This is a genomic window from Dictyobacter halimunensis, from assembly GCF_036245075.1.
Genome location: NZ_BSRI01000002.1, coordinates 2,671,735 through 2,687,778, shown reverse-complemented (window position 1 = coordinate 2,687,778; position 16,044 = coordinate 2,671,735). Strand labels below are relative to the sequence as shown.

At 56.3% G+C, this 16,044-nt stretch carries 13 protein-coding genes; 8 read left to right on the top strand and 5 right to left on the bottom strand.

From position 1 onward, the window contains the following. The first annotated feature begins 11 nt into the window (after positions 1-11). Positions 12-1,832, top strand: coding sequence for an ABC transporter ATP-binding protein (locus AABA21_RS25220; protein ID WP_338254498.1), 1,821 nt, complete (start codon positions 12-14; stop codon positions 1,830-1,832). A 137-nt stretch (positions 1,833-1,969) separates the two neighbouring features. Here AABA21_RS25220 and AABA21_RS25215 read toward each other — a convergent pair whose 3' ends face one another. Beyond that, on the bottom strand, positions 1,970-3,661 hold the full coding sequence (locus AABA21_RS25215) for a molybdopterin-dependent oxidoreductase (RefSeq protein ID WP_338254497.1): 1,692 nt from the start codon (positions 3,659-3,661) through the stop codon (positions 1,970-1,972). Positions 3,662-3,946: 285 nt separating this feature from the next. Continuing rightward, on the bottom strand, positions 3,947-4,393 hold the full coding sequence (locus AABA21_RS25210; protein WP_338254496.1) for a FixH family protein: 447 nt from the start codon (positions 4,391-4,393) through the stop codon (positions 3,947-3,949). Between the two features lie 649 nt (positions 4,394-5,042). On the opposite strand from AABA21_RS25210, the gene sdhC reads away from it, so the two are divergent. The 6 genes from sdhC to AABA21_RS25180 all read left to right on the top strand — a co-directional run bounded on the left by sdhC (position 5,043) and on the right by AABA21_RS25180 (position 11,592). Next, entirely contained in the window at positions 5,043-5,429 is a 387-nt protein-coding gene (gene sdhC / locus AABA21_RS25205) for a succinate dehydrogenase, cytochrome b556 subunit (protein WP_338254495.1), read from the top strand. Between the two features lie 74 nt (positions 5,430-5,503). Beyond that, the gene (locus tag AABA21_RS25200; protein ID WP_338254494.1) at positions 5,504-5,920 is read left to right on the top strand and encodes a succinate dehydrogenase/fumarate reductase transmembrane subunit; all 417 of its coding nucleotides are present in this window, start codon (positions 5,504-5,506) and stop codon (positions 5,918-5,920) included. A gap of 12 nt (positions 5,921-5,932) precedes the next feature. Then, complete coding sequence (gene sdhA, locus AABA21_RS25195) at positions 5,933-7,669, top strand: succinate dehydrogenase flavoprotein subunit (protein WP_338254492.1); 1,737 nt, start codon at positions 5,933-5,935, stop codon at positions 7,667-7,669. 13 nt (positions 7,670-7,682) lie between these two features. Further along, the gene (locus AABA21_RS25190; protein WP_338254491.1) at positions 7,683-8,390 is read left to right on the top strand and encodes a succinate dehydrogenase iron-sulfur subunit; all 708 of its coding nucleotides are present in this window, start codon (positions 7,683-7,685) and stop codon (positions 8,388-8,390) included. A 370-nt stretch (positions 8,391-8,760) separates the two neighbouring features. After that, a complete protein-coding gene (locus tag AABA21_RS25185) occupies positions 8,761-9,645 on the top strand; it encodes an alpha/beta fold hydrolase (RefSeq protein ID WP_338254490.1) in 885 nt (294 codons plus the stop codon). Between the two features lie 351 nt (positions 9,646-9,996). Continuing rightward, entirely contained in the window at positions 9,997-11,592 is a 1,596-nt protein-coding gene (locus tag AABA21_RS25180) for a tetratricopeptide repeat protein (protein ID WP_338254489.1), read from the top strand. Positions 11,593-11,696: 104 nt separating this feature from the next. Here AABA21_RS25180 and AABA21_RS25175 read toward each other — a convergent pair whose 3' ends face one another. Continuing rightward, positions 11,697-11,891 carry a hypothetical protein gene (locus AABA21_RS25175; RefSeq protein WP_338254487.1) on the bottom strand — a complete coding sequence of 65 codons (195 nt, stop codon included), beginning with the start codon at positions 11,889-11,891 and terminating at the stop codon, positions 11,697-11,699. Between the two features lie 798 nt (positions 11,892-12,689). Here AABA21_RS25175 and AABA21_RS25170 point away from each other — a divergent pair. Beyond that, the gene (locus tag AABA21_RS25170) at positions 12,690-13,880 is read left to right on the top strand and encodes a LolA family protein (protein WP_338254486.1); all 1,191 of its coding nucleotides are present in this window, start codon (positions 12,690-12,692) and stop codon (positions 13,878-13,880) included. 112 nt (positions 13,881-13,992) lie between these two features. Here the strand turns inward: AABA21_RS25170 and hemH are convergent, their stop codons facing one another. Beyond that, positions 13,993-14,931: a ferrochelatase gene (gene hemH, locus AABA21_RS25165; protein WP_338254484.1), complete on the bottom strand. Its 939-nt coding sequence runs from the start codon at positions 14,929-14,931 to the stop codon at positions 13,993-13,995. Between the two features lie 12 nt (positions 14,932-14,943). Beyond that, positions 14,944-16,026, bottom strand: a complete 1,083-nt coding sequence (gene hemE, locus AABA21_RS25160) for a uroporphyrinogen decarboxylase (RefSeq protein ID WP_338254482.1) — start codon at positions 16,024-16,026, stop codon at positions 14,944-14,946. Between the last annotated feature and the right edge of the window lie 18 nt (positions 16,027-16,044).

Below are 16,044 nucleotides of genomic sequence, written 5' to 3'. Positions count from 1 at the left end.
GGAATTTTCACATGGGCTTTATCATGGCGGGTCTGGATGCCGAGGCATACGATCGCAGTTATACCGATGGACAGCTGATCAAGCGCATCATCCGCTACTTTAAACCAAAGCTACCCTTGATGATCGCCATCATCGTGCTGGTGGTGCTGAACTCGTGTTTGGATACGGCGTTCCCGCTGCTGATCTCCAACAGCATCGACACGCTGGTCAGCACACGCGCCATGGAGGCGGCCCTAGGGCTGGTCGTCTTCATCCTGTTCTCGGGCGCGCTCTCATGGACCTGCAATATGTTCCGCCAGCGCTTTACGGCACGCTCGGTGGGAGATGTCGTGCTGCAGCTGAGGACCGACGCCTTTAGCGCGGTCATGTCGCGCGACATGTCGTTCTTCGACGAGTTCTCATCAGGCAAGATCGTCAGTCGCGTCACCTCGGATACCGAGAACTTCGCCACCGTGGTCACCCTGACCCTGAACCTGCTCAGCCAGGTGCTGCTCTATATCTTGATCGTCGTCGTGCTCTTCTTCCGCAATCCCCAGCTGGCCCTGCTGACCCTGAGCATTATGCCCCTGATCATCGGGGTAGCCCTGGGATTCCGCACGCTGGCGCGCAAGTTCACGCGCAACGCCCAGCGCTCCCTGGCACGCGTCAACGCCAACGTGCAGGAGATCGTCAGCGGCATCACCATCGCCAAGAACTTTCGCCAGGAACAGAATATGTACGACGAGTTCAAGCAGATCAATGCCCAGTCGTACTATGTCAATCTGCGCTCCGGCTTTCTGTACAACGGCATCTTCCCGGTGCTGGTCTTTATCGCCAACATCGGCACCACGCTGATCGTCTACTTCGGTGGACGCAGCGTGGTCAGCGGCACCATCTCGGCCGGCGACTGGTTCCTGTTCATTCAGAGCCTGGGACTGCTCTGGCAGCCGCTGACGAGCATAGCCTCATTCTGGAGCCAGTTTCAGCTGGGCCTGGCCGCCAGCGAACGCGTCTTCGCGCTGCTGGACGCCGAGCCACGCGTCCACCAGACAGATGAGCAGCCAGTCCAGCGAATCAAGGGCAAGATCACCTTCCAGAACGTCTTCTTCAGCTACGACGACCGGCAGACGGTGCTGAAGGATTTCAGCCTGACCATCAAGGCCGGTGAGACGGTGGCCTTCGTCGGCCATACCGGAGCCGGCAAATCGAGTATTGGCAAGCTGATCTCCCGCTTCTACGAGTTCCAGGGAGGGCAGATCCTGATCGATGACCGCGATATCCGCAGCTTCGATCTGCACGACTATCACCAGCGGCTGGGGATCGTACCGCAGTCCCCATTCCTGTTCTCAGGCACGGTGGCCGACAATATCCGCTACGCCAGACTCGACGCCACCGATGAGGAGGTCCGACAGGTAGCGCAGCGCATCGGCAACGGTGACTGGATCGAGGCCCTGCCCGAGGGTCTGGAGACCCTGGTCGGTGAGACTGGACGCGCCCTATCGATGGGGCAGAGGCAACTGGTAGCCCTGGCTCGCGTCCTGCTGCAAGAACCGGGCATCATCATCATGGATGAAGCTACGGCCAGTGTTGATCCGTTGACCGAGGCCCAGATCCAGGAAGGGCTGGATGTGATCCTGGAGCAGCGGACCGCGATCGTGATCGCGCACCGCCTTTCGACCATCAAGCATGCCGATCGCATCATCGTCCTTGACGGTGGTCGCATCGCCGAAGAGGGGACGCACGAAGAGCTGATGGAGCGAGGCGGCCACTACTCTGAGCTCTACAACACCTACTTCCGCCACCAATCCCCCGACTACAAACCAGGCGAAGGGTTTGTGCCGACGCGCATCTAATAATAGATGCGCGTCGGGGCGCGGCCCCTGTTCACTCGCCGCCTGCGGCGGCAGAAGAGAGAAATAAAATTTGTGGGGACGCCCCACACCCCGGCAGGAGGGCCTCGCCGGCCCTCCTGCACCTCCCGCTTCATATGTTATGAAACGGTGATGGGGACGGTGTGGTAGCCGGAGGAGCCGTTGGGCAGGGGGGAGGCGATGTGGGGGTCCTGTACGTTCCCCTGCAGGTCGGTGGCGCGGACGACGATGCTGTAGCTGCCAGCGGCGGGTTGCCATGGCATCTCCCACAGGACCCAGGTGAGCGCGGAGAGTGGGCGGCGCAGGTTGGCCTTTTGCCAGCTCTTGCCGCCATCAAGGCTGATCTCGACCTGGCTGATACCTTTGTTGCCGGAGAAGGCTACGCCGGCGATATAGGTCTGCTTGCCGGCGCTGATCTTGCCGCCATACGTGGGGGTATCGATGCGTGAGGTCATCTTGATGGGGGCGGGATCGCTCCAGCCGTTCTGCTGCCAGTAGCCCTGATAGTCGGTGTTGACGACCTGGATGCGGGTGATCCACTTGACGTGCTTCATGCCGTAGATACCGGGTACGAGCAAGCGGGCAGGATAGCCATGGGACGTGGGCAGCGTCTCGCCGTTCATCTTGATAGCGAGCATCGTCGTTGGCTCCAGGGCCTTGGCGAGATGGATGCTATCGCTGTAGCTATCGGCGGCATAGAGCACGACCTTGGTGGCGCCCTGCTTGATAGTTCCCGCCCGCGCCAGTAGATCTTTCAGCGAGACACCCTCCCACAGGGCATTACTCATATAGCTACCGCCCACCTCGTTGCTGATGCACATCATGGATTCATACTGCTTGTGTGTGGGCAGCGCCAGCAGTTCCTTATAGCTCATGTTATAGGGCTGCGAGACCTGGCCATCCACCATCAGCGACCAGTCAGCACCTTTAACGCTGGGATCTGATACCAGGTTCTTGGAGACGCCATAGAATTGGGCGTTGCTGGTGATCTCAGGAGAGAGCCCGGAGACCTGCTGCCATTCGCCATACTCTGGCTGCGGTGGGGGTGAAATCTTTTGTTGATACTTATTCAACAGATTCGATTGAGTCTGCGCGTCGGCCGTACCACCCGCGCCGCCACCACCTACGCCGCTAATGAAGCGCCACGCGGCCACTCCCAGCGTCCCCAGGCCCAGCACCACCAGTCCGTTGCGGATCAACGAACGACGCTCGATGCGCTTGCTCTCCAACGCATCGGCGGTCTCCTGATCGGATGACGCTGTCCGGCGCAGCAGACGCCACGTCAGCCAGTTATGCAGGAAGATAAACAACAGCCCATAGACCACACCGGTCACGGCCAGGCTGACCATGGTATTGAACGCGCCGGTCGCCAGCTGCGCGCCGAAAATGCCAGAGCCGGTCAGCGGCAGAAAGATCAGGCCACTGAAGAGCCAGAGCACGAAGGCCAACAGCAGACCGACGCCATAGTTCAGATCCCCCTGCTCATCACGCCACTGCCCGAAGTTCAGCCGATCAACCAGCAGGTTGCAGAGTCCGCCAAAGAGGGCAAAGACCAGGCACTGTCCAATCAGAATAATATACAACAGATAATGCTTGGCATCCCCGCCCAGCGTAGCATGCAGATAATCAAACACAGGTAGTGGTAACGACTGCGCGATCGCCGATCCCAACGCCTCGGGCAGAGAAACGCTCCCCATCGTCAGGCTCAGCAACAACATCAACACAGTGGCAAGAATGCCGGCCAGCAGGCCCGCCAGCGCTCCGAGCCGCAAGCGCTCGCTCTTAGTAGCAGCAGGTAATGCATCCATCATGGTCCTCGTAATCGCGAATATAATTTCAGAATAAATCCATCTATCTAACACCCATTATATTCATTTCCACGCACAAACAACAGCATTTTTACCGTAACAAGAAAACAACACGACCGTAGGTGCCGGGCTTGCCCTGGCTTGCCGCGAAGCGGCCCCGTACCCGGGCGCATATGTTTCCTCAACGAGAACGTCTTTCCCTGCGAGCCAGAACATCACATGTTTGATGAGACATGAGCGCTCGGGTACGGGGTCGCCTTCGGCTCCAAGCCGGGGCAAGCCCGGCACCTACGACGACGGCGATGCGGCGGTGATGTCGAAGGTGGTGGAGGCGTCCGGGGCGCCGGGGGAGGAGATGTGGATGCGGACCTCCCAGGTGCCGCTCATGCTGAAGTGGGCTTGGGCCTGGTAGATGCCGGGAGATTGCGGTTGGGCGGTGATCTCCTCGGTTCCCATGTCCATGGTGGTCATTGAGCTGGACAGGGTAACGCGAGCATTGCTCACCAGCTGGCCGGCCGCTTTTTTGACGATCTGGAAAGAAAGATGAGCTGGCTGGCCGGTCGGTGGCGGATTGGGATCGACCTTTAATGTGACCTCGTAGGGTCCGGCCTGCGCGACCTGCACGGGCGCGGTGGGATGGTGAGGGATCAATGATTCCAGCGAGGTACCGATAGTGGTAATCACGATCAGGAAGCCCAGACCCAGAACCACAATTAAAAGTTGTCGTCTCTTCATATAATCTATTATAGAGGATCTTCAATCCAGCAGATAGAGCATGAAAAAGGTGGGTTATGCCTGCACACCCCTGCCCATTAGAGAGAAGGTTCTATCATGACGAGCAGGGGCGAAGCATAACCCACCAGAAACAGTCTTCTTACAAATATAAAGTCGAGTATTATTTTCTATCTCTCCTGTATTATATCTGATTAAGCAGGCTATTACCAGTCACAAACGACCAGATCGCAAAACGGGAATGGCAGAGAATAGAAAAAGAGTCAGTTTACTGTTGGCGCAGCCCGGCTAACTGACGTATAATATCAATAACACCGTCAACTCCCAGAAGGTACAACGAGGTGCTAGAGACAAAGACAGTGCAAGTCAGGGTTCAAGGCATACCAGTTCGATAGAAATGTACTGTTTGTTTTTCTTGCGACAAGCCATTTGGCGACAGGCAAGCTGAAACAGAGCTGATCAGCATATGTAGCAGCTCTGGGCAATGGCACCTCTGGTAGATGTCCAAATGGGCGAGAGCAAGAGCCAGGAGGCCAGAAAACAACGCCGAAGCGGCGCATGAACGCGCTACTTCAATCGAGAGTGTGTGCCTGAGCACCACTCTCATTTATCGCCTCAAGCCCTACCTCCCGCCTCCAGAATCGAGGAAAAAATGTACAAAGGTCAATCTGGAATGTGGTCCTGGCTGCTTCACCGCATCACAGGGCTCGGTATTTTGCTCTTTCTGTTTATCCACATCGTCGATGTCTCAATGCTCAGTTTTGGAGCCGGAGTGTATAACCAGAGCGTCACCTTATTTGATTACTGGATTGTGCGCCTGTTATCGCTGGCCCTGATAGGAGCCGTACTCTACCACGCCTTCAATGGCGTCAGGATTATGGCCATCGACTTCTGGCGCAAAGGATCTCGCTATCAGCGTGTGATGTTTTGGATTGTCCTGGCTGTAACCATCATTGTCTTCATTCCCATGGCCTACGTGATTATGGTGCCCGCCTTCCACTGGTTAACACAAGCGCCACACACAACAGCAGGTCGCTAGACGGCCCTTCTACGATGGAAAGACCATCTCGAGTACAATGATGAAGCATACTCAATGTAAGGAGAAGCATCTTTATGCTGCGTATTTCTAGCGGACGTGGACCTCGACCTGTTGCCGGCGGGTTCGAAACATTTTCCTGGTATTATTTCCGTATTTCAGGAGCACTACTACTCGTACTGGTGATCGTGCATTTACTTATTATGCACATCGCCAACGACGTATCCTGCACCACCTATGCATTCGTCGCCATGCGCTATAGCAACGTCTTCTGGCGTGTCTTTGACTGGCTGTTGCTCACGGTGGGACTGACCCATGGCATAAATGGATTGCGCGTGGTCATCGATGACTACGTGCACACACCGGGGACGCGCATGTGGCTCTTATCCATATCAGCCCTCCTGCTGGTGGTCTTCTTTATGCTGGGGACACTCACCCTGATTACCTTCCCAACGGTTCCTGGTGCGACGGGACCACTCTGTATTCCCAAATAGTGAGGATGAATTATGTATCAGAAGTTTGATGTGGTTATTGTTGGCTCTGGCGGCGCCGGTCTGATGGCAGCGATGCAACTTCCCAATGCCAGTGTTGCGGTCCTGACCAAGGTTTACCCCACCCGTTCACATACCGGAGCAGCGCAAGGTGGCGTTGCTGCGGCCCTCGGTAACCAGGAAGAAGATCATTGGAAATGGCATATGTACGACACCGTCAAGGGCGGTGACTACCTGGTTGATCAGCCGGCCGCCGAGATTCTGGCGCGCGAGGCGATCGACGCAGTCTATGAACTGGAGCATCGGGGACTCCCCTTTAACCGCACAGACGATGGGCGTATCGACCAGCGTCGCTTCGGCGGCCACACCCGCAACTTCGGCGAGGGTCCGGTGCGCCGCTCCTGCTATGCCGCCGACCGCACGGGCCACATGATCCTGCAGACCATGTACCAGAACGCCATCAAAAACGAGGTGCGCTTCTTCAACGAGTTCCTGGTGCTGGATCTGCTGATCAACGATGGACAGGCCTGTGGCGTCGTCGCCATGGAAATCAAATCGGGCGAGATCCATACCTTCCACGCCAAGGCGGTCCTGTTCGCCACCGGTGGCTATGGCCGTGCATGGCGCGTGACCAGTAACGCCTTCGCCTGTATGGGCGATGGTATGTCGATCGCCTATCGCCGGGGCATTCCGCTGCAGGACATGGAGATGTACCAGTTCCATCCCACCGGCATCTACAAAGTTGGCGTCCTGCTCAGTGAGGCGGCCCGTGGTGAGGGCGCCAAGCTGCTCAACGGCAAGGGCGAATACTTCATGGAACGCTACATGCCGGTCCTGAAGGACCTGGCGCCCCGCGATATCGTCTCGCGCTGTATCGTGCAGGAGATCAATGATGGCAACGGCGTCGATGGCAAGGACTATGTCTACCTGGATGTACGCCACCTGGGAGCCCAGAAGATCGCCGAGAAGCTGCCCGACATCACCGACTTCGCCCGCAACTACCTGGGCGTCGAACCGATCACGGAGCCGGTGCCGATCCAGCCGACCGCCCACTACGCCATGGGTGGTATCCCAACCGACACCGATGCCCGCGTCGTCATCGACTCGCAGTGGACCCCCATGCCGGGCTTCTACGCCGCTGGAGAGGTCGCCTGCGTCTCGGTCCATGGTGCCAACCGCCTGGGCACCAACTCACTGGTGGACCTGATCGTCTTCGGACGACGCGCTGGCAAGCACATGGCGAAGTTTATTGAGGAGAACGACTTCGCCCCCCTGCCAGAGAACCACGAGGAGTACTCGCGTGCATATATCGATCATCTCTACAGCTCGACCGGCGGCGAGTCGGCGGCCCGTATCCGCAGCGACATGCAGAACGAAATGATCGATAACGTCTTCGTTGAACGTGAAGACAAAGGCATGCGCCACGCCCTCGACGAGATCGCGGGCCTGCAGGAAGCCTACAAAAACGTCCAGCTGCAGGACAAAGGCAAGCGCTTCAACACCGAACTGGTGGAGGCGGTCGAGCTGGGCTTCCTTTTAGACTGCGCCGAAGCCACCATCCATGGAGCCCTCGCCCGCACCGAGAGCCGGGGCGCCCACTTCCGTCTTGATTATCAGAAACGCGATGACGCGAACTGGCTCAAGCACACCCTGGCCTATCGCGGCAGCAAAGCACATGATGTACGCCTGGACTATAAAGATGTGATCCTCATTGACGATCCGATCTTCAAGCCCAAGGAACGCAAATACTAGAGGAGAGTTGGCAATGAACGTACTGATACGTATTAAGCGCTACGACCCAGAGCGAGACGCGAAGCCCTACTGGGACGAATTCCGGGTTGAGGCCGATCCCATCGATCGCCTGCTGGACGCGCTCAACACGGTCAAATGGACCATGGACGGCACCCTCACCTACCGTCGTTCCTGCGCCCACGGAGTTTGTGGCTCGGATGCGATGCGCATCAATGGCCGCAATCGCCTGGCCTGTAAGGTGCTGATGCGTGACGTCGGTAACAAGGTCACCATCGAACCGATGCTGGGTTATGCTGTCATTAAGGACCTGGTGGTCGATATGGATCGCTTCTTCGATAAATATCGCTCGATCAAGCCTTTCCTGATTACGCATGATAACGAGCCGGGCACCGAGCGCTTGCAATCTCCGGCGGAACGTGCACGCTACGACGAGGGTACCAAGTGTATCCTATGTGGCGCCTGCACCGGCTCCTGTCCCTCCATCTGGGGCAATCCAGACTGGGCGGGCCCGGCCTCGATCGTGAACGCACACCGCTTCATATTCGATAGCCGCGACCAGGGCGCCGCCGAGCGACTGCAGCTATTGAGCCGCAAAGATGGCGTCTGGCGCTGCCGCACCATCTTCAACTGCTCCGATGCCTGTCCACGTGGTATCCCTGTCACCGACCTGATTGAAGAGGTCAAGCGCGCCGTCGTCTATGGCGGCCCTGAAAACGCCTGATAGGTTTAGCCTACGCGCTAAAGAAATGAGGTTGGATCATGATCCGACCTCATTTCTTTAGCGCGTATCTGACTCTCTTCATATGGGGGCACGTGAGCGCCCCCGCACGCGCGTCCGCTACACGGCCGCACTGGTTTTTTGAGTTGGTGCATCGGGTGCGCATTTGCGCACCCGATGCACCAACTCAAAACTGACACATGGGCACCTCCGGTGGCTGGATATCTTATTGTGTTGGTGCGGCAGAGGCGCTTTCGCGCGCCCCTGCCGCACCAACACACCATAGACTTGTGAGTATCGGAGGTGTGAAAGCTCAGGTGTGCCGCAGGCGATGATCATGAGTGTAAGACAAATTCTTATATGGAGCATTTTTATGGGAGTAACAACCGAGAGCTGGCAGCATCACGATATTATGACCAATACCATCCGTATGCACTACGTCACCCAGGGTGAGGGTCCGCTGATCGTTCTGCTGCACGGCTTTCCCGAATTCTGGTACTCATGGCGGCTGCAGGTTCCCTTTCTGGCGGACCTCGGCTATAGCGTGGTCGCGCCAGACCTGCGCGGCTACAACGACAGCGATAAGCCAACCAGCGGCTACGATATTCCCACCCTGCTCCTCGATATCGTCGGCCTGATCAAGGGCCTGGGATACGAGAAGGCGATTATCATCGGACACGACTGGGGAGGCGTTCTGGCCTGGAGCTTCGCCATTGCCTATCCAGAGATGACCGAGAAGCTGGTGGTATTAAACGCGCCCCATCCAGGCGCCATGCAACGCGAGTTGCGCACCCTCAAGCAGTTGCGCAAAAGTTGGTATATCTTCGCCTTCCAGCTTCCCTGGCTGCCCGAATACATAATGGGGCGCAACCATGCCGAGCTCATCGGGCGCATGTTCCAGCAGACGGCCGTGAAAAAGGAGGCCTTCCCACCAGAGGTTATCGCCCATTATCGAGAGGCCATGAGCAAGCCGAGGGCGCTGACCTCCAGCATCAACTATTATCGCTCGCTCGCCAGAAGACCGCAGAACCTGGTGGATCGCCGCATCGCTGGCGTCATCAACATGCCCACCCTCCTCATCTGGGGCGAACAGGATGTGGCGCTGGACATCACTCTCACCGAGGCGCTGGACCAGTGGGTCACCAACCTGCAGGTCAAACGCATCCGCGATAGCGGACACTGGGTGCAGCAGGAACAGCCAGAGCTCGTCAACCGCTTCCTACGCGAATTTCTACAGTCCCAGCCCAGAAGTGTATGAACTTAGTGATGTTGTGTTGTGGTGCCATGCATGGCACCACAACACAACATCACTAAATACAGGATTTTTTTCTCTAAGATTGTAAAAGCAGTGTTTTTTTGTGTAAAATAGATACATATGCATATATACACCTGCGGCAACACGTGACTCCTGCTATTACCTATATTTGATAGGGATTTACTTGCGCTAATATTATCCCTGTGAGATACGCGAATAGTGGATAAAACACACTCTATCTGGAAAACGGTGTATAACCTTTGTATCTACATTTATTTTAGTTCAAGGCTGGCAGAGAGGCCCGCTATCTCTGTACAAAAAATGAATACAACATCATCGCAACCTGAGGACTCCATGTCGCGTAGCGAGCCTGCTCCTAATCAGGCAGGGATGCCATCCGAAAACGTTCCCGTCACCGGACAGCCATTGTCATCCCCGTCCCAGTACGATGCCAGTGAGCTTCCTACCGCGAAGGTACCTGCAGTCTCGGCTCCAGGGAATTCGTGGCCGGGGTCCGCGCCATCATATCCCGCGTATGCATCGTCCGCGCCAACGTACCCCGGCTATCCGCCATCGAATCCAGGATACGGGTATCCGCCATCGACAGGCAATAGCAGCTTTCCGGGCACTCCCATGCCAACCCCGGCGCCTCGACCCAGAGGCATTGCCCGGCCCCTACCCGTCTGGGCATTTGTCCTGGGCCTGCTCGTGATTGTTGGATCACTGGTCGCGATCTTTTTCACAGGCAGCGATTGGACCGATGGGGATCTGCACCTGTCATTGGCAGCGGCGGGAATGGCGGTCCTCCTCTTGATCGTGCTTGGCATTCGTTCCGTGGCCGGCATGGCATCTAGCCACAATCCACATCGCCTGAGGCAATATGTCTCCTCTGTGCTGGTCATCATCATCTTATTTACCAGTGGAGGCGCTGGACTGCTCGCGCACGGCTCACTGCACGCCGTCCAGGCCCATTTCCTGGAGGGCCAGCAACAATGGGGACAGGCCATCAGCGAATATCAGATGGCCGGTGAAAAGTCGCCCGGCAGCATCAACCTGGCACGGACATATGTTGAATGGGGTGAAAGCCTGAGCCAGAATAAGCAGTACCAGGCCGCCAACGACAAGTTTGAGCTGGTGCAAAACAATTTCGGCCAGCTAACAGACATGGTGAGTCGTGCGCAGAAAAACGAGCTGCAGTCCTATATCAATTGGGGCAAGCAGGATGCCGGGCAGGGACGCTATAGTGACGCCACCAATCACTTCGACTACGTCCTCAGCCTGTCCTACTGCGACTCCAATTGTAAGTCTCAGGTCAGTCCGTTAGATGCTACCGCCTATTATAATCAGGCGGAAACGATGCTGAGCAAGAAAAACTACCAGGAGGCCGTCACCAGCTTTGAGGTGGTAACGGATCGCTTCCCACAGTCCCCGGAGGTAGGCAAGCAGCATAAAGACATGAGCAAGGCTTTGCTGGGCAAGGGCAAGCAGGACAAAAGCACCCTGTGTGAGACGGCCGTGCCTGTTTATCAGGAACTGGCCAACAAATTTGCCGATACGCCCGAGGGTCAGGAGGCGAAAACAGCCCTGAGTGTTCCTCAGCCTGTGCTGGGACACTTCGTCAAGGATGTACCCAAACTCAGTGATGGTTATATAAAGATCAATGCCGCCCTGCTGCAGAATCTGGATCCCAACGTTGGCAGTGACGCCTTCTATCAGCAGTTAGCTAATGCGCCAGCGGCCACCATCAGCGATGATGGGCACTTCAAGTTTCAACCGATGGCGCCCGGCAACTACGATCTTGTCTGGGGCTTTATGCGCAGTGATGGCTCACAGCTTTACATGTTCTATCATTCACAGACGACCAATCAACCCGTTTATGTGGCGCAGGTAGGTCAGCTCTGCCCCTTTGATTTTGGGGACATTCAGGACTCATTCATGGCCACCAATTAGCCCGCTGGCTGTGGCGCGACAATATACAGCGAGAAGCGGGGGGGCGATCAGTCTGATCCCCCTCCGCTTCTCGCTGTGTTTCTCGTTCGTAAGCTCGTTCTTCTTCAGGCTTCGACAGATCTCCGCCCCGGACGCGGCCCTCCATCAAGTTCAGGCGCTGGTTCCTGTAGTTGCAACACCAACTGTACAATAGGCTCATGCCTTGCCACATCCGGATATCCACCAGTAACGTCGACTTCTTGCCGCTGGAGTGATCCCAGTGGGCCATCTGCTTCAATGACCTGCTCCATCCATTGCATGCCGCAGATTCCACATATCCCATGGCTTGCCTCATAGAGCTTGGGTAGCGGTAAGGGAGACAGACGCTCCCCCGCGCTGTTGATTAAGCGCAGGCACCAAGCGCATTGACGCACCATACATCCACATCCTTTCTCAGCAGGCGTCTCCTCATAAACAGATAAGGAGTCGTTTCTTGGCATTTTAAAAATCTATGGCCATAGATTTTTGATACATTGATCCCAGGAAAAACACATTTTTATGTATGAATTCTTACACATACACAATGAACGGTAATCGCTCATGATTTTGCGATAGATGAGAACCCTGGATATAATTCACTGCCACCCTCCACCAGGCCAACTTCCTCGGGACGCGGATACAAGATGATTATACTGTGGACAGCAACCAATACAACGGTCCAATAGCTACACATATTCTTGTTCCCTATCTATTATAATCAATCTTTAGCCAAATAATGAGTAAATTTCGACCTGTTTTTGCCAAATGAATAAAAACACATAAAACTCATTTGGAGCAGTGTGTACGGCGCGGGGTGCTGAGCACACTGCTCCAAATGAGTTTTCGCATCTGTGGTGCTCAGCAGTCGGTTGTGTGTTGTGGCAGGGGGCGCTTGACGCGCCCCCTGCCACAACACTAAAAAACGAGGGCGGACGCCTGTACGAGGGCGCGAATGCTCCTATCAGCTACAAAAGGTTACGTATTGTTATCTTTTGCTGCATGATATACTGTCTAGTAGCAAACAAATACAATTTGGAACATGTACGATGTTCCTTCTCTCTATAAAAGGAGCTCTCCCTATGAACCTCTCGCATCGGAGGTCTGGCGCGCTGTCATTGCCAGCTTTGCTGCTCATTTTGCTGATGCTGGCGGGCTGTGGCAGCGGTAGCACGACAAAGACATCGCCGACTCCGACGGAAACATCCGCGAAACCCACTCCTACTGTCGCTAGCGGACCCGGACAGAATATGCTGGATACAATGGCACATACGCTGGATAACGCGAAAACATTGCATGGTATCTTCAATCTGAACAGCGCAAGCCAGGCGTTCAATGGCACCGTTGAAACCGAGCTGTGGAAGGCGAATCCAGATAAGAGCCGTACAGCTGTTCTGAATTCGACTCTAGCGCAGGTGAGTACGGGTGCCCTATCAGTCAGCGATGGGCAGCAGGTATGGCAGTATGATCCGGCAAAGAAAGTGGTGTATACAGGAAAAGTGAGCCACGACGCCAATACACCCGATACACAGAGTAGAGGCATCGCCGGCTCTAGCGGCGGCGAGAGCCAGAGTCTGCTCAATGTCATTCAGAGTATCTTTGATCATAGTGATGGTACCCTGCGCTCTTCTTCGACCCAGGTTAATGGACACACGGCCTCTGATATCCATGTCGTGCCGCGTACAAGCGATAGCGGCAGCGATACCACCAGCTTTAACTATAGTGGCGAGGTCTATGTCGACAACGCGACCCGGCTCCCATTGAAAGTTGATCTGAACATCAATAACCTGGGAAAGATCACGGTCAATATTCCACAACTGGAGCTGAATAAGCAGATAGACGACAAATTGTTTACCTTTACGGCTCCTGCGGGCACAAAGACGCGTCCTTTATCAGATCTCAATGGAAATCAGGACACGGGCAAGCTGACGCTGGCCCAGGCCCAGAAGCAGGCGGGCTATCATCTCCTGAGTATCCTGGCCGATCAGGGTGAATATACGCTGACCGGCGTCACGGCGCTGGGAACTCCTGGTCTGCAAACCTATACACTAAGCTATATGAAGGGCAACCAGGCCTTTACGCTGGCTGAGGGGAAGCCGCTGGCCAATCTGCCTGGACGCGGTACGGCGACCGCGATACGTGGCGGCAGCGGCAATCTCTATAGCTCCAACGGCAATACCACTCTCTCATGGACCGAAAAAGGGGTGGGGTATCGCATCAGTGGCGCGATTAGCGCCACTGATGCGAAGCAGATTGCAACGCTGCTTTCTTAAAAATGTGGGGCCGCTGACGCGGCCCCACATTTTTGTTATGTGAGTGAGCATCGGTGGACAGGTTGCGCTCAGCGCAACCTGTCCACCGATGCTCACTCACATATAACTACATCTACTGCGCCAGGGTGTCATGGACGACGGCGGCGAGGGCTTTGATGAAGAGGGGGCTGGTGTTGAGGGATTCGATGCGGGCGAATTGGATGCCGTGCTCTTCGGCCTGTTCGCGGGCGCCGACTTCGATGTCGTAGAGGATCTCCAGGTGGTCGGCCAGGAACTGGACGGGAGCGATGAGGACGTGCTGTTTGCCGGCCTCTTTTAGTTCTGGCATGACATCGGCGAAGTCTGGCTTGAGCCATTCTTCGGGGGTGTGACCGGCGCTCTGATAGCAGAACATCCAGCGGTCGTCTGACAGGCCGGCGCGTTTAGCGATCTGGGCGGCGGTCTCTTTGAGGTGGTTGATATAGTCTGGCTCGTTCTCGATGACGCGTTTGGGCATGCTGTGCGCTGTCAGCAACACGGGAACCTGGTTGCGCACATCTTCGGGGAAGCGTGCCAGCGCCTGCTGTACACGCTCAGCTACAGCCTGGATGAAGAAGGGTTGCAGGTGCCAGTCGGTCGAGATCTTCAGCTGCAGGTCGTCGCGGTGCAGGTTTTCATAGGCCTGCTGCAGGGTCTTGATGTAACCGCTCATGATAATTGGTGAATACTGGGGCGACATAATGATGCCCACCAGAGACTGCGCGCCGGCGGCCGTCTCGGGTACCATATCGGCCACAAACGGCGGCGAGAAACGCATACCGGCGGTCACATGGTAGGTGGTGCCATCGGTGCTGTTCGTGTTCAACTCCTGCTCCAGCGCCTCGGCCTGCTCGCGCGTAATGCGGATCAAGGGCGAGCCACCGATCAGGTCATAGCGGCGCCGAAACTCGGTCAATACCTCTTCCGAAGGCTCGCGGCCACCATACACGTTCTTAATATAGGCAGGAATATCATCCAGGGTAGCCGGTGAACCATACGTCATCAACATGACGCCAACATGTTTGTTTGTCATCTGTTTCTTCCCTTATCTCTTTGTCGTTTCGTGGACAGCTTCAACCAGGCGGCGCAGCAAGTCGGGGTCGGCCGCCATCGGGATACCATGTCCCAGGTTGAAGATATGGCCGGGCCGATTGGCCGCTCGACGCAAAACATCCTGCATACCAGCCTCTACCACGGGCCACGAGGTCAACAGCAGGGTTGGATCCAGGTTGCCCTGGATGCCACGCTCCAGGCCGATACGCTCCCAGGCCGTATCCAGCTCGACGCGCCAGTCAACGCTAATGACGTCGCCGCCAGCCTCAGCCATGCTCTCCAGCAGGGACGCCGCGCCGGTCCCAAAATGGATCGCCGGCGCGCCCGTCTGCTTAATGGCCGCGAAGATACGCTGTGTATAGGGCAGCACAAAGCGGCGATAGGCGCTGGGTCCCAGTGTCCCGATCCAGCTCTCAAAGATCTGGATCACGTCGGCCCCGGCGGAGATCTGCGCCAGGGCATACTCTGTGACGACATCGGTCACCTTCTCCATCAAGGCATGCCAGAGGTCAGGCTGGCTATACATGAGAGCCTTGGCGGTCGCGTAATCGCGCGAAGGCTTGCCCTCGATCATATAGCAGGCCAGCGTAAAGGGTCCACCCGTGACGCCGATTACGGCCTGCTTCCCCTCCAATTCACGCCGCACCAGGCGCAGCGCCTCAAGGATATAGGGCACAGACTCCTGGATGTTCATCAGGCGTAGCGCCTCCACATCCTGGGCGGAACGGATCGGATTGTGGATCACGGGTCCCTCGGTGCGCAGCTCAAAATCAATGCCCATACCTTCTAGGGGCAGCATGATATCCGCGTAGAGGACCGCGCCATCAACCCCAAAGCTCTCGACCGGCATCATGGTCATGCGGGTACACAACTCGGGAGTTTTAATGAGGGTTAAGACATCATATTTTTCGCGTAGCTCATGATACCCTTGCGAGCTACGGCCGGCCTGGCGCATGAACCAGATTGGGGTTGCATCGGGCTGCTCATGCCGGCAGGCGGCCAGAAAACGCGCAACGCCAGTTGAAGGAACATGCGATGATCGGGCGGTAGAGGCAGGTATTCTATCTTGTTGCATAAATGTTCCTTGTCAGAT

Bases quoted from the DNA above. Each gene is read 5' to 3' on its own strand.
- AABA21_RS25220 (WP_338254498.1), top strand. From the start codon at position 12: ATGGGCTTTATCATGGCGGGTCTGGATGCCGAGGCATACGATCGCAGT.
- AABA21_RS25215 (WP_338254497.1), bottom strand. From the start codon at position 3,661: ATGATGGATGCATTACCTGCTGCTACTAAGAGCGAGCGCTTGCGGCTC.
- AABA21_RS25210 (WP_338254496.1), bottom strand. From the start codon at position 4,393: ATGAAGAGACGACAACTTTTAATTGTGGTTCTGGGTCTGGGCTTCCTG.
- sdhC (WP_338254495.1), top strand. From the start codon at position 5,043: ATGTACAAAGGTCAATCTGGAATGTGGTCCTGGCTGCTTCACCGCATC.
- AABA21_RS25200 (WP_338254494.1), top strand. From the start codon at position 5,504: ATGCTGCGTATTTCTAGCGGACGTGGACCTCGACCTGTTGCCGGCGGG.
- sdhA (WP_338254492.1), top strand. From the start codon at position 5,933: ATGTATCAGAAGTTTGATGTGGTTATTGTTGGCTCTGGCGGCGCCGGT.
- AABA21_RS25190 (WP_338254491.1), top strand. From the start codon at position 7,683: ATGAACGTACTGATACGTATTAAGCGCTACGACCCAGAGCGAGACGCG.
- AABA21_RS25185 (WP_338254490.1), top strand. From the start codon at position 8,761: ATGGGAGTAACAACCGAGAGCTGGCAGCATCACGATATTATGACCAAT.
- AABA21_RS25180 (WP_338254489.1), top strand. From the start codon at position 9,997: ATGTCGCGTAGCGAGCCTGCTCCTAATCAGGCAGGGATGCCATCCGAA.
- AABA21_RS25175 (WP_338254487.1), bottom strand. From the start codon at position 11,891: ATGCAATGGATGGAGCAGGTCATTGAAGCAGATGGCCCACTGGGATCA.
- AABA21_RS25170 (WP_338254486.1), top strand. From the start codon at position 12,690: ATGAACCTCTCGCATCGGAGGTCTGGCGCGCTGTCATTGCCAGCTTTG.
- hemH (WP_338254484.1), bottom strand. From the start codon at position 14,931: ATGACAAACAAACATGTTGGCGTCATGTTGATGACGTATGGTTCACCG.
- hemE (WP_338254482.1), bottom strand. From the start codon at position 16,026: ATGCAACAAGATAGAATACCTGCCTCTACCGCCCGATCATCGCATGTT.